This is a genomic window from Pseudomonas sp. P5_152, assembly GCF_033989915.1.
Taxonomy (GTDB): Bacteria; Pseudomonadota; Gammaproteobacteria; order Pseudomonadales; family Pseudomonadaceae; genus Aquipseudomonas.
On the sequence record NZ_JASFAH010000002.1, the window covers coordinates 3,375,471 to 3,388,867 of the forward strand.

Below are 13,397 nucleotides of genomic sequence, written 5' to 3' on the forward strand. Positions count from 1 at the left end.
CTAGGCTTGCGCGGCGAGACACTCGCGCAACGCGTTCCATCACGCTGACCGATCACTGACCGCTGCCGGGGGTTGCGTATCGCCCTGAGCAGTGGCGATATAGACGCCTTACAAAAATTCCAGGGGTCGTTGTATGTTGCTCGCCACGTTGATTCACCGCGCCAGTCTGGCCAGTCCGCAAGTCAGCGCAGAACAAGCACTGGAGTTGCTGCGTGAGCACTACGGGTTGAGCGGGACGCTGCAGTCACTGGGCAGCCAGCAGGACCTCAACTATCGGCTCGACAGCGATCAGGGACGCTTCGTCCTGAAAATCTGCCGGGGCGACTATGCCGCGCTGGAGCTTGAGGCTCAGCACGCTGCGCTCAAACACCTGGCGACACGCCCGGGGCTGCATGTGCCGCGGGTCATCGCAGCGAAGAGCGGCGCCGACCTGCTGACCCTGGAGCTGGCCGGCCAGTCCCTGCACGTGCGCTTGCTCGACTACATCGACGGGCAATCCCTGACTCACCTCGATCACCTGGGCCATGAGGTGGTGGCCGGGTTCGGGCGGCTTTGCGGCGAAATGGACCTGGCCCTGGCCGGGTTCACCCATCCGGGACTGGAGCGCACATTGCAGTGGGATGCCCGCCACGCCAGTGCACTGACCGAACACCTGCTGCCGGTAATCGGCGACCCACAGCAGCGCGAGCTGATCAGCGCCGCCGCCCTGCACGCCGAGCAGCGCTTGCGGCCCCTGCAGGCAAAGCTGCCGGTGCAGGCGATCCACATGGACATCACCGACGACAACGTGGTCTGGACGCGAGATGCGCAACGGCATTGGCAGTTGCAGGGGGTGATCGACTTCGGCGATCTGATCCGCACCTGGCGCATCACCGATCTGTCGGTGACCTGCGCGGCGCTGCTGCACCATGCCGATGGCGATCCCATGGTGATCCTGCCGGCGGTGCGCGCCTACCACGCGGTCAATCCGCTGCAGCGTGAAGAGTTGCAGGCACTCTGGCCGCTGATTGTGGCGCGGGCGGCGGTGCTGGTGCTCAGCGGTGAACAGCAGGTGAGCATCGATCCGCAGAACCAGTACAGCCGCGACAACCTGAGCCACGAGTGGGAGATCTTCCGCGTCGCCACGTCGGTGCCTTTCGAGCTGATGGAAGCGGCGATCCTGGTGACTGCCGGCGAGTCGCTGCCGGTGATCGCCAGCCAGGGCTTTGCGCCCTTGCTGCCGAGCCTGGTGGGGCGCGAGTTCGCCTTGCTCGACCTGGGTGTGCTGAGTGCACACTTCGAAGCCGGTAACTGGGAACAGGAGGGCATCGATCAGCGTCTACTGGCGCAAGCGGCGCAGGCCCACGGCCTGGCGGCCAGTCGCTACGGGCAGTACCGCCTGTCCCGGACCCGTCCGGACAGTGCGGTGGAACCGGACACTTACCCGCTGCACGTCGATTTGCAGGTGCCGATGGGCACTGCGATCGAGGCGCCGTTTGCGGGTGTCATCCACTTGAGCGCCGATGGCCGCCTGCAGCTCGACAGTGCCCAACTGAGCGTGCGCCTGTGGGGTGTCACCCCGTCGCTGCACAGTGGTGCCGCAGTGCTCAAGGGCCAGGTGCTGGGGGAGGCCGGCGGCGCGTTGCGGGTGCAATTGTGTCGTGGCGCCGAACTCGATCCGCCGCTGTTCTGCACGCCGTCCCGGGCTCCGGCCTGGCAAGCATTGTGCCCGTCTCCGGCGGCGTTGCTGGGGTTGGCCTGCGATGCCGAGCTCGAGCTCGATCCGCACACGTTGCTGGCCCGTCGGGATGCCAGCTTCGCCCGTTCGCAAAAGCACTATTACGTCGATCCGCCGCGCATCGAGCGGGGCTGGCGCAACCACCTGATCGACATGCAGGGCCGCTCCTACCTGGACATGCTCAACAACGTCGCGGTGCTGGGCCACGGTCACCCGCGCATGGCCGCCGAGGCCAGCCGGCAGTGGTCGCTGCTCAACACCAACTCGCGCTTTCACTATGCCGCCATCGCTGAATTCTCCGAGCGCCTGCTGGCGCTGGCGCCGGACTCGATGGACCGGGTGTTCCTGGTCAACAGCGGCAGCGAGGCCAACGACCTGGCGATTCGCCTGGCGTGGGCCTACAGCGGCGCTCGCGACATGCTCAGTGTGCTGGAGGCGTATCACGGCTGGACGGTGGGGGCGGACGCGGTGTCGACCTCAATCGCCGACAACCCGCAAGCACTGAGCAGTCGCCCGGACTGGGTGCACCCAGTCACCGCGCCAAACACCTACCGGGGTGAGTTCCGCGGGCCCGACAGTGCGCCGGATTACGTGCGCAGCGTCGAGCACCACCTGGCTCGACTGGACGAGCAGAAGCGCCCGTTGGCGGGTTTCATCTGCGAGCCGGTGTATGGCAATGCCGGTGGTATCTCGTTGCCCGCGGGATACCTGCAGCAAGTCTATGGGCTGGTCCGCGCGCGGGGCGGGGTGTGCATCGCCGACGAGGTGCAGGTCGGTTATGGGCGCATGGGCAAGTTTTTCTGGGGCTTTGAAGAGCAGGGCGTGGTCCCGGACATCATCACCATGGCCAAGGGCATGGGCAATGGCCAGCCCTTGGGGGCGGTGATTACCCGTCGGGAAATTGCCCAAGCGCTGGAAGCCGAAGGCTACTTCTTCTCTTCGGCCGGTGGCAGCCCGGTGAGTTGCCGCATCGGCATGGCGGTGCTGGATGTGATGGAAGAAGAAAAGCTGTGGGAGAACGCCCAGGTCGTCGGCGGCTATTTCAAGGAACGCCTGGAGGCCTTGGTCGAGCGTTATCCGTTGGTCGGTGCGGTGCATGGCTCCGGTTTTTACCTGGGGGTGGAACTGGTCCGCAACCGCGAGACGCTGGAGCCGGCCACCGCAGAAACCGCCCTGCTGTGCGACCGCCTGCGCGAGCTGGGGATCTTCATGCAGCCGACCGGAGACTTCCTCAACGTCCTCAAGATCAAGCCGCCGATGGTCACGTCGCGCCAGAGTGTCGATTTTTTTGTCGACATGCTGGCGAAGGTGCTGGGCGAAGGGTTGTAAGCCTGCGCTGGCGAGGGTGGCCGTTAGGTCGCCATCGCTGGCAAGCCAGCTCCCACAGGTTGGGTGGGTGTCTGCAAAATCTGTGAGCTCCCATAACCATAGATGTGGGAGCGGGCCGGGCGGCGCTCCGCTTGCCCGCGATGAGGCCAGTAAATCCTCCATAAATATCGATTATTATCGGCATTAGTAGCTGATAAAAGATAAATTCGCATATCAGGCACTTCAAAAGCCGATTTTTATCGGTTATAAAGTCGCCTGACGCCGCGCTGTGGATTTCTGCGCCCGGCCGATCCCCTTTCTGTCATCGGTCGATGCCACGCTCGACCCCCTGCACCCGCCCGGGAGATGATTCATGAGTCGTATCGTTACTGTCGCCGCTACCCAGATGGCCTGTTCCTGGGACCTTGAAGCCAACATCGAGACCGCCGAGAAGCTGGTCCGTGAGGCTGCAGGCAAGGGCGCGCAGATCATCCTGATCCAGGAGTTGTTCGAGGCCCCGTACTTCTGCCAGAAGCCGAACCCGGACTACCTGCAACTGGCGACCCGCGTTGAAGACAACGTGGCCATCAAGCACTTCCAGAAAGTCGCCAAGGAGTTGCAGGTGGTCCTGCCGATCAGCTTCTACGAGCTGGCTGGCCGGGCGCGCTTCAACAGCATCGCGATCATCGATGCCGATGGCAGCAACCTGGGGATTTATCGCAAGAGCCACATCCCCGATGGCCCTGGCTACCATGAAAAGTATTACTTCAATCCGGGCGACACCGGCTTCAAGGTGTGGAACACCCGCTACGCGAAAATTGGCGTGGGCATCTGCTGGGACCAGTGGTTCCCGGAGTGCGCCCGCAGCATGGCGCTGCTCGGCGCAGAGATCCTGTTCTACCCGACGGCCATCGGCAGCGAACCGCACGACAAGAGCATCTCCTCGCGCGACCACTGGCAGCGGGTACAGCAGGGCCATGCCGGCGCCAACCTGATGCCGTTGATCGCCAGCAACCGTATCGGCAACGAAGAACAGGACGGCTACGACATCACCTTCTACGGTTCTTCGTTCATCGCCAACCAGTTCGGCGAGAAGGTCGAGGAGCTCAACCAGACCGAAGAAGGCATACTGGTGCACAGTTTTGATCTGGATGAGCTGGAGCACATCCGCAGCGCCTGGGGTTCGTTCCGCGATCGGCGTCCGAACCTGTATGGCCCGCTGAAAACCCTAGACGGTTCCCTGGAGTCCTGATTGTTATGACCACTTTGCACAGCACCCCCCGCGCCGACGGTTTCTACATGCCGGCTGAATGGGCCCCCCAGACCCAGGCCTGGATGGTCTGGCCAGAGCGCCCGGACAACTGGCGCCTGGGCGGCAAGCCTGCACAAGCCGCCCACGTGGCAGTGGCCAAGGCCATTGCCCGCTTTGAACCGGTGACCGTTGCCGTGTCCGCCGGCCAATACGAAAACGCCCGCGCCCGCCTCGATGTACCGAATATTCGCCTGGTCGAGATGTCCAGTGATGACGCCTGGGTGCGTGATACCGGCCCGACCTTCGTCATCAACAACAGCGGTGAAGTGCGCGGCGTGCACTGGGACTTCAACGCCTGGGGCGGTTTCGACGGCGGCCTGTACTCGCCGTGGAACCGTGACGCGCAAGTCGCCGGCAAGATTCTCGAGATCGAGCGCAGTTCGCGTTACCGCACCGAGGGCTTCGTGCTCGAAGGCGGTTCGATCCACGTCGACGGTGAAGGCACGCTGATCACCACCGAAGAATGCCTGCTCAACCGCAATCGCAACGCGCACCTGAGCCGCAGCGAAATCGAAGCGGTGCTCAGCGCGCAACTGGCTGTGGATAAGATCATCTGGTTGCCGGACGGTCTGTACAACGACGAAACCGACGGCCATGTGGATAACTTCTGCTGCTACGTGCGTCCCGGCGAAGTGCTGCTGGCCTGGACGGATGACCCGCAGGACCCGAACTACCCACGTTGCCAGGCGGCCATGAACGTCCTGCAAAACAGCACCGACGCCAAGGGCCGCCCGTTTGTCGTGCACAAGATGCCGATCCCGGGGCCGCTGTATGCAACCGAGGAAGAATGCGCGGGAGTCGATCCGGTAGACGGCAGCCAGGAGCGTAATCCTTCGGTGCGCTTGGCCGGTTCCTACGTGAACTTCCTGATCGTCAACGGCGGCATCATTGCCCCCAGCTTTGACGATCCGCTGGATGGCCCGGCCAAGGAAATCCTGCAGAACCTGTTCCCGCAGCATGAAGTGGTGATGGTCCCGGGGCGTGAACTGTTACTGGGTGGCGGCAACATTCATTGCCTGACCCAACAGCAACCTGCGCCCCACAAAGGTTGAGTGAAGTTGTAACAGCCTGTGGCTGGCGATGATCGGGCGTTTTAGCCCGCGTCATCGAGGCATTCACAGCCAGCCCGCAGCCCGAAAGGACTGCGGGCTTTTTTATAGCCGCACGTCGGGCTGCCAGGCGCCTTGGCATAGCTCTTGTATTGGTCCGAGGGTGATTCCCGGGAATGCAGAACGGCGATGTTCTGTCATAAACCTTGGATAAGTTGGCCGCTCAAGAACCGGGAGAGAGCGCTGCAATGAACAGGGTCAGCGAGCGGACAGCACATCCCTTGGCACTCAATCGCGAGTCGCTGCAAGTGCTGGCGCAATGGTTGAAGTCCAACGGAACGCGGCAGGTCAGGGAACCCGACCCGCGCAGGATGATGATCGAGCGCTACCCCGCTGATTTTTTCAGCGAGGCAGAACTGGAAGCGCTGTGGGATGTGATGCAAGGATAGACAACAATGGATTGCTCAAGCGCTGCCCGGATGGCAGCGCTTTTTTTTGCCTTTAGAAACTGTAGGTCCCGGTGACGACCAGGCTGCGGGGTGCCCCAGGCTGGATCTGGTAGGCGCTGGTCGACGACTCGTAGTAAGTCTTGTCGCTGATGTTGTTCAGCGCTGCGCGCAGGTCCCAGTCTTTCTGGCGGAAACCGGCCAGGGCGTCCCAGCGGCCATAACCGGGCAGGACGGTGGTGTTGAGGTTGTCGGCATAACGATCGCCCACCAGGGTCAGGCCCGTCTCGGCGTACCAGCCCATCTCCGGTTTCCAGGTGATGAACAGGCTGCCGTTGCGCTTGGCGACGTTGCTGATGCGCTTGCCTTCAAAGCCGTTGTTGTCTTTCTCGACGGTGGCGTCCTGAAAGCCCATACCGCCGCGCACATACCAATTGCCGGTGATTTTCCCGGCGCCAGTCAGTTCGATACCACGCGAACGTTGCACGCCGGTGAGCAGGGTCACGGTCGGATCGTTGGGATCGCTGGTGCGACGGTTGTAGAGCTCAAGTTCGTAGATCGCCAGGGTGGTGCTCAGGCGGTCGTCGAGCCAGTCGCTCTTCACGCCGATCTCTTTCTGCTTGGTCAGTTCGGGACTCAGGTCGTTGACGTTGGTGGTCAGGCCCGGCGTGATGCCGATCAGGCCACCACCGACGGGCGAGAAGGTCTTGCTCCAAGAGGCGTAGAACGAGTGGTTCTGCAGCGGGGTCCAGACCACGCCGAGCCGTGGGCTGGTGCTGTGGCTGTCGCGGTCTTCGGAGATGTTCTTGAGCTGGTTGGTCGAGTCGACATCGAAGGTGTCATAACGCACACCGGCCAGCAGTTGCCATTGATCGTTGAGGCGCAGTTGGTCCTGCAGGTAAATGGCGCGGCTTTCGACTTCGGTGTGGGAGTCGCTGAAGACCTGCATGCGCCCGGTGTGCACGATGTTCCGGTCGGGGTGGTACAGGTCCAGGTTCGGCACGGGGCTGTTGCCCGGTGGCGTGGTGGCCGCGTTGTACAGTTTCGGATCGCGGCGCTGGCTGCCCAGTTCCAGCCCGCTGAGCAGGCGATGCTCGAGGCCGAAGGTGCTGAAACCGCCTTCCAGTTCCAGGTTGTTGAACACATTGCGGGTGGTCAGGTCCTGTTGCCAATGCTGGCGAACCACCTGGTTGGTCGTGGTGTTCACATTGGTGACGTAGGTGTTGTCGAAATCACTGTTGAGCTTGAACACCCCCAGGGTGTGGCGCAGTTGCCAGTTGTCGGCAAGCTCGTAACTGAGTTTCGAGCGCAGGGATTGCGACTTGTCGTCGATGAAATCGTTATCGGTGCCGTAGGTGGTATCGCGGCCGACATCGGCGGGCCGTCCGTTGATGGCCGGGATGCCGCGATCGGGCGTGCGGTTGTAGCGGCTGTATTCGTACTGCACCAACCAGTTCAGGTCCGGTGTCAGTTGCCAGCTCATCGACGGTGCGAACAGTTGGCGGCTGCCACTGACGCCGTCGCGGAAGCTGTTTTCATCCAGGTTGCCCATGTTCAGGCGCAGGCTGAGGTTTTCGCTCGGGTCGGTGCTCAGGTCGGCATACAGGCTGCGCATGTCCTCGCTGCCGCCCTGGGCTTCGAGGGTCGAGCGGCGGCCGAACTCTGGCAACTTGCTCACCCGGTTGACGATCCCGCCCTGGCTGCCACGGCCGTACAGCACTGCGGCCGGGCCTTTGAGCACTTCAATGCGCTCGATGTTGTGCAAGTCGCGCACGTACTGGCTGTCGTCGCGGATGCCGTCGAGGTAGAAGTCGTTACTGGCGTCGAAACCGCGAATGCGCAAGCTGTCGAAGCGCGTGTCGGCTCCGCTGCTGACGTTGGGGATGCCGCCCAGGGCCGTGCCCAGGTCGTTGGTGCCGTAGTCGGAGAGGTTGGCGGTTTTTACCGAGTCGATGGCCTGCGGGACGTAGCGTACCGGGGTGGCGGTGCGGGTCGCGGTGCTGACTATCTTGACCCGTGAATCGTCGATTTCGCCTACTTCGGCGCTGATCGAGGTGGCGGGCAATTCAGTGATCGCAGCGCAGGTAACACCGCCGGTCAACGAGGCGCATAAGCCCAGGGTGACGGACGTAAGACGGAAGGGGGCAGGCATTTGAAACGCATCCGGAGGGGTAGATCATTCGAGGGTGCGAATGGTAATGCTTGCTATTTACTTCCGTTAATTATTCCTGATGCTCCGCCTGGATTGATTGTTACTAATTATTTCGTTGGCGATTCGACCGCTCTGTGCAACAAACCAAGTCGCGAGGCGAGGTTTTTCCAGGATCGCGTCCGGCATAACCTGCTTGCCACTAATTCTGACCCTTTGCTGGAGCCCCGGATGTCTGGCCCGACCCTTCATTACATTTACGATCCCTTGTGTGGCTGGTGCTATGGCGCTAAACCCCTGGTGCATGCAGCGCAGGCGGTTTTGCCGGTTTTGCTGCACGGCGGCGGCATGATGACCGGAGCCAACCGGCAGCCGGTGAGTGCGCAATTGCGTGATTATGTGATGCCCCACGACCGGCGAATTGCCGAGTACACCGGGCAGCCGTTTGGCCAGGTTTATTTCGACGGCCTGCTGCGTGATCACTCGGCAGTCTTCGATTCGGCGCCACCGACCGCTGCGGTGCTGGCGGCGGAACGGCTTGGTGGTCGTGGCCTGGAACTGCTCGGGTGCTTGCAGAGCGCACACTATGTGCAAGGTCGGCGCATTGCCGATGAGGCGGTACTGCGGGAACTGGCCACCGCCATCGGCCTGGACGCCGAGGCCTTTGATGCTGAGTTCAAACAGGTCCTGGCCAACGAGTTGCAGATCCACTTCAAGCACAGCCGGGGGCTGCTGGCAGAGGTTGGCGGGCAAGGGTTTCCGACGCTGGTGCTGGAGCAGGGCGGGCAGTTTTCTCTGATCGATATCGGCCCTTGGCTGGGCAAGCCTGAAGCCTTTGCCCAATGGCTGGGCCAGTCGCTGAAACAGCCTGCGCTTGATAGCGCGGCAGTGGCTCCGACCTGTGGGCTGGACGGTTGTGTCCATTGATCGTGCGGGCTCAGCGGCTTATCCACGAGTCTATGAGTACCGCCGGCAACTGATTTCTTAGACAATTTTCGTCTTATTACAGACGATTCACGAAATTGACACACAGTTACATGCGCGGATAGGATTCGCCCCAACGCCTGTGGCACGTAGCCACGACTCAAAACAATAAAAAAGGGCCCGCCACGCTTTTGTGTGGGCGGGCCCTTTTGTTTAGGGATGAAAAAAGAGCGCAAAAGCAGCCATTTCAGCCAGCGGTCACAGCGCGTATCAACCCGTAATAAGGAAAATAACATGTTGAATAAGCGTATTAGTCTGATCGCACTGGGGATGTTGAGCGCGACTCAAGCAATGGCCAATGACCAAGCTGAGTCCAAGGGTTTTGTTGAAGACAGCAGCCTGAAAGTGCTGCTGCGCAACGCCTACATCAATCGCGATTACAAGGATGGTAACGACGATAAGGCCGAATGGGGCCAGGCTGCCATTGGCACCTTCTCCTCGGGCTTCACCCAGGGCACCGTCGGTGTTGGTGTGGACGCTTTCGGTCTGTACGCTCTGCGCCTGGACGGCGGCAAGGGTCGTAGCGGTGCCGGTGGCATCGACTTCTTCAAGCAAGGCGACAGCGGCGCTGCAGCCAACGACCTGTCCAAGGCTGGCGCGGCGGTGAAATTCCGTCTGTCGAGCACCGTGCTGACCTACGGTGACCAGATGCCGGCCCTGCCGGTGCTGAACTACGACAACTCCCGCCTGCTGCCGGAAAGCTACACCGGTACCCTGATCACTTCCAAAGAGATCGAAGGCCTGGAACTGAACGCCGGTCGTTTCACTGCCGAGTCGCGTAAAAGCGCCGAAGGCCGTGACAGCGGTGGCCTGAAGTCGATCAACGTGTTGGGCGGTAGCTACCAGTTCACCGAGCAGTTCAAGGGTGCGCTGTACGCTTCCGACGTCGAAGACGTGCTGAAGAAGCAGTACATCAACCTGAACTACGTGTTCCCGCTGGCCAGCGATCAGTCCCTGACCCTGGACCTGAACGGCTACCGCACCAAGCTGGAAGACTCCTACGTTCGTGAAAGCGGCGCCACTGGCGACGACAACAAGATCTGGAGCCTGGCAGCCACCTTCGCCACCGGTCCGCACTCGTTCACCCTGGCGCACCAGCGCAGCACCGGTGATAGCAACCTGGGCTACGCCTACGGCGGCTACCAGAAAGACCAGGGTCGTGTCGGTGACGGTGGCAACACCATCTACCTGGCCAACTCCTACTGGTCCGACTTCAACGCTGAAGACGAGCGCAGCTGGCAGTTGGGCTACGGCCTCGACTTCGGCGCTTTCGGCGTGCCAGGCCTGACCTACAACGTGGCTTACGTGCGTGGCGACAACATCACCACCTCCACCAGCACCGGTGGCACCGAGCGCGAAATCTTCAACCAGTTCAAGTACGTGGTCCAGAGCGGCCCGGCCAAAGACCTGAGCGTGAAGCTGCGTAGCTCGATCCTGCGCGTGTCGCAGAAATCCAGCGAGTACAACGTCAGCGGCAACGAGCTGCGGGTGTACGTGGATTACCCGATCAACGTGTTCTGATAAAGCATGCGTGATCGCGCCTGATACCAGGCTGAAAAAAAAAGCCCCGACTCGCGAGAGTTGGGGCTTTTTTATGCTGAAAACATCCCGCCCCCTGTAGGAGCGAGCCTGCTCGCGATGGACGTCAGGACAACGCAATCCGCCTGATTGCGCTGCGTCATCGTTGACGTTCTTCGCTGGCAAGCCAGCTCCTACAAAGTTCGGCGCACGCCACATACGAGTGTGAGGCAGTCACAATTGGTGCAATCACTCCACCGCGCTAGTCAGCTCAGGGTTACCAAAGCCTTTGAGCGTGGCATTGGACTTGGCGAAGTACTGGCTCCAGAAGCCTTCGAGGTTCTGGATCATCTTGCCGCTGCGGTAGCCGTTCTTGATCTGGGTGGGCACAAAGGCCGCCCCATGCACATAGACCCGGGCCCCGCCAAAGTCAGCCAGCAGGTTCTGCTTCTCGACCTTCGCCAGCTCCACGCCGGGATTGATCTCGCGGATCCCGTTGTTGGTGTAGAAGCTGCCGAAGTCGCTGTACTCGAGCATGTCGGACATCAGCAGGATGACGTTGTCGTCCACCCCTTCGGCGGTCTTGATGTCGTCGCCGATGGACTTCAGGCTGAAGAGGATTTCGCTACGCGGGATGTCCGAGCTGGACTTGCCCATGGCGCTGGCGAAGGCCTTGCCGAAGCGCTGATAGAAGACGGTCGATTGGCCCTTCATGCAGCTGTCGAACTTGCGGCTGGCCATCATCGGCACATCGCCGAGCACTGCCGGGTCGATCGGCTTTTCCAGTTCGCCGGCAAACTGCAGGCGCGTGTAATGGCCGTCGAGGTAGGCGCTGAACGAGTACAGGCGCAGCTTGTCGCCCGGCTGCAGGAAGCGCTTGATGTGGCCCCAGGCGGTTTTCTGCAGGTCTTGGGTCAGCGGCGTGGTCTGGTCTACCACCACCGTCAACATGCGCCCGGAAGGCGCACTGCGAAACTGCTCGATCTTGGTCTGGGCGTAGCAGCTCGGCACATCATTGCGCTCCGCTGCCACCAGGGCAGCGGGCACGAATGCCAGAGCCAGCAGCAGGCTCTTGAACTTCATCAGACCTCCTGCTTATCGAGCATTTGCAGCTTGCGCGCGCGACGGATAGTGGCGGCGTCCACGCCTTTCTTGTTGGCCACGTAGTCGATGTCATCTTCATCGAAGGCGGTCAGGTCGCCGAAGGCGTTGTGGTCGAAGGAGGTGGTCGACGGAGCGGCTGCGGCTGCGGCTGCTGGTGCTGGTGCGACGACGGGGGCAGGTGCGGCTTCCACGGTGACGGCCACGACCTGGGCGACTACCGGTGCAGGGGCTGGAGCTGCTGTGGATGCAGGCGCTGGAGCAACGTAGAAGATTTTCAGGGAGTTGAAGCTCTGCTTCAAACCAACCAACTCTGGATCCTTGTCATCGATCTGCTCAAGACGTGGCATGGCTTGGGCGATCAATTGGTTTATCTTCGCGTCGTCGCCGGCCTTAATGGCAGCATTCACATCGGCCATGATCTGATTGAGATAGTTCAGGATAAGTTGGCGAGCCTGAGTCCGGGTACCCGCTTCACCGTCTTTGATACCTTTGCGCGCGGCCTTGTCATCTTCCTCGTTGATGAAGGCCTTGAAGTTGCGGCTCGACAAGTCTTCGCGCAACTTTGTCTCGTCTTCACCACCAATGCGGAACACTTTCATTTGCAGGCCTTGCAGTGTGCCCAGTGAAGCCTGTGCATCGTTGGCGACGCTGCGGGCTTTTCTGGCGTGATAACGCATGTACTCATCGGCGCTGGAAAATTTGTGGACCAACTCCCAGGCCCTGCGTGAGTGAATACCGGCAAACCCGTAAATGTATGCCAGGTAAGTCGAGGTCGCCTGGATGAAGATAAACAGCCCGCTCAAGACGGCAAAGGTCACCAGAGATGCGCGGTGCAGGGCATCGATCTGGTCCTGCGCCGATTTACCTGCGGCGCTATCGGACATCGCCTGCATGTCGTCCGGAAGTGGCACGCCATCGTTGCTCGGGAAGTCGTCAGCGGACTGGCTGATGGCAGGAGGGTTGGCAATCAGGTCGGTTTCCTGAGCGTTGAGGGTTTCGGTACGAACCCAGAAAGCCGCTGCAGCCAGGCCGATAATAAATACGCCATAACCGATAAGAACACCGAAGCTCTTGATGGGCATGCCGTCTTTCTTATCCACTTTGACCCGGTTGAGCATCTGCTGATACTCGGGCAGCTCGCTATCACTTTTGGTGTTGTCGAGGGTGATGACACCCTTGCCGGTGAAGTCGCCTTCGCTACCACTGCGGCGCAGGCTTTGGTAGGACATGATGTGATCGATGACGCTGTTTTTGTACAGCACCCGACCCGCGAACTCGGAGAGGAACAAGCCAATGATCGAGATCACCAGGCCGATGGCGAACGCACCGGCCATCGCGGTGTTTGGCGTGGCCAGGGTCAGGGCGAAGGGCGCCAGGGCAAAACCGAAGGCCGTGGCCTCGATCAGCATCAGGATGATGATCAAGCTCCACAAACCAAGACCTTTCTCGTGGCGACCATCCTCATGAATTTTGCCCAGGTAGTCCTGGTTGCGATGGAAGGCCGCTTCCGACGGTTGGTGATCGCGATAGTAGGCTTCGTAAAAATGGCACAACTCGCTTTCCGACGATAGAAAACCCAGGGCCTTGGGATTCTCTTCGGATGGGGCTTCCTTTGTGCCCGGGTTCTTGACCCAGTGGCGAATCCGGCCAAAACCCGGCATGCGAATGCGCAGGTTCATCCACCAGTATTTGAAGGATGACCAGTAAACAATGACCGGAATCGCCATCAGGGTGGTGAACACGACCGGAATGATCACATACCAGTACGCGGTAAAAAACGCGCGGAAAATCTCGAGCATGGGTGGGTTCC

Annotated in this window: 9 protein-coding genes; 6 read left to right on the top strand and 3 right to left on the bottom strand. The window is 61.0% G+C overall.

Features of this window, described 5'->3' with window-relative positions; all coding sequences use genetic code 11:
- Positions 1–133: 133 nt before the first annotated feature.
- The 4 genes from QMK50_RS15330 to QMK50_RS15345 all read left to right on the top strand — a co-directional run bounded on the left by QMK50_RS15330 (position 134) and on the right by QMK50_RS15345 (position 5,835).
- A complete protein-coding gene (locus QMK50_RS15330; protein ID WP_320333422.1) occupies positions 134–3,046 on the top strand; it encodes an aminotransferase in 2,913 nt (970 codons plus the stop codon).
- A gap of 352 nt (positions 3,047–3,398) precedes the next feature.
- Positions 3,399–4,277: an N-carbamoylputrescine amidase gene (gene aguB / locus QMK50_RS15335; RefSeq protein WP_095167429.1), complete on the top strand. Its 879-nt coding sequence runs from the start codon at positions 3,399–3,401 to the stop codon at positions 4,275–4,277.
- A 5-nt stretch (positions 4,278–4,282) separates the two neighbouring features.
- Complete coding sequence (aguA, locus tag QMK50_RS15340; protein ID WP_095167427.1) at positions 4,283–5,389, top strand: agmatine deiminase; 1,107 nt, start codon at positions 4,283–4,285, stop codon at positions 5,387–5,389.
- A gap of 245 nt (positions 5,390–5,634) precedes the next feature.
- Positions 5,635–5,835 (top strand): hypothetical protein, encoded by a 201-nt coding sequence (locus QMK50_RS15345; RefSeq protein ID WP_159993160.1) that lies wholly within the window; start codon positions 5,635–5,637, stop codon positions 5,833–5,835.
- A gap of 52 nt (positions 5,836–5,887) precedes the next feature.
- Here QMK50_RS15345 and QMK50_RS15350 read toward each other — a convergent pair whose 3' ends face one another.
- The gene (locus tag QMK50_RS15350) at positions 5,888–7,984 is read right to left on the bottom strand and encodes a TonB-dependent siderophore receptor (RefSeq protein WP_320333423.1); all 2,097 of its coding nucleotides are present in this window, start codon (positions 7,982–7,984) and stop codon (positions 5,888–5,890) included.
- Positions 7,985–8,212: 228 nt separating this feature from the next.
- Between QMK50_RS15350 and QMK50_RS15355 the strand changes: the two genes are divergently transcribed.
- Both QMK50_RS15355 and QMK50_RS15360 read left to right on the top strand, forming a co-directional pair.
- A complete protein-coding gene (locus QMK50_RS15355; protein WP_320333424.1) occupies positions 8,213–8,908 on the top strand; it encodes a DsbA family protein in 696 nt (231 codons plus the stop codon).
- A 291-nt stretch (positions 8,909–9,199) separates the two neighbouring features.
- On the top strand, positions 9,200–10,486 hold the full coding sequence (locus QMK50_RS15360; RefSeq protein WP_166590319.1) for an OprD family porin: 1,287 nt from the start codon (positions 9,200–9,202) through the stop codon (positions 10,484–10,486).
- Positions 10,487–10,732: 246 nt separating this feature from the next.
- Here QMK50_RS15360 and QMK50_RS15365 read toward each other — a convergent pair whose 3' ends face one another.
- Complete coding sequence (locus QMK50_RS15365) at positions 10,733–11,566, bottom strand: hypothetical protein (RefSeq protein ID WP_320333425.1); 834 nt, start codon at positions 11,564–11,566, stop codon at positions 10,733–10,735.
- Positions 11,566–13,386 carry a hypothetical protein gene (locus tag QMK50_RS15370; RefSeq protein WP_320333426.1) on the bottom strand — a complete coding sequence of 607 codons (1,821 nt, stop codon included), beginning with the start codon at positions 13,384–13,386 and terminating at the stop codon, positions 11,566–11,568. Before QMK50_RS15370 ends, QMK50_RS15365 begins: the two co-directional genes overlap by 1 nt.
- Positions 13,387–13,397 lie beyond the last annotated feature (11 nt).

Coding starts and splice junctions, on each gene's coding strand:
- QMK50_RS15365 (WP_320333425.1), bottom strand. CDS start 11,566: ATGAAGTTCAAGAGCCTGCTGCTGGCTCTGGCATTCGTGCCCGCTGCC.
- QMK50_RS15350 (WP_320333423.1), bottom strand. CDS start 7,984: ATGCCTGCCCCCTTCCGTCTTACGTCCGTCACCCTGGGCTTATGCGCC.
- QMK50_RS15370 (WP_320333426.1), bottom strand. CDS start 13,386: ATGCTCGAGATTTTCCGCGCGTTTTTTACCGCGTACTGGTATGTGATC.
- aguB (WP_095167429.1), top strand. CDS start 3,399: ATGAGTCGTATCGTTACTGTCGCCGCTACCCAGATGGCCTGTTCCTGG.
- QMK50_RS15360 (WP_166590319.1), top strand. CDS start 9,200: ATGTTGAATAAGCGTATTAGTCTGATCGCACTGGGGATGTTGAGCGCG.
- QMK50_RS15330 (WP_320333422.1), top strand. CDS start 134: ATGTTGCTCGCCACGTTGATTCACCGCGCCAGTCTGGCCAGTCCGCAA.
- QMK50_RS15345 (WP_159993160.1), top strand. CDS start 5,635: ATGAACAGGGTCAGCGAGCGGACAGCACATCCCTTGGCACTCAATCGC.
- aguA (WP_095167427.1), top strand. CDS start 4,283: ATGACCACTTTGCACAGCACCCCCCGCGCCGACGGTTTCTACATGCCG.
- QMK50_RS15355 (WP_320333424.1), top strand. CDS start 8,213: ATGTCTGGCCCGACCCTTCATTACATTTACGATCCCTTGTGTGGCTGG.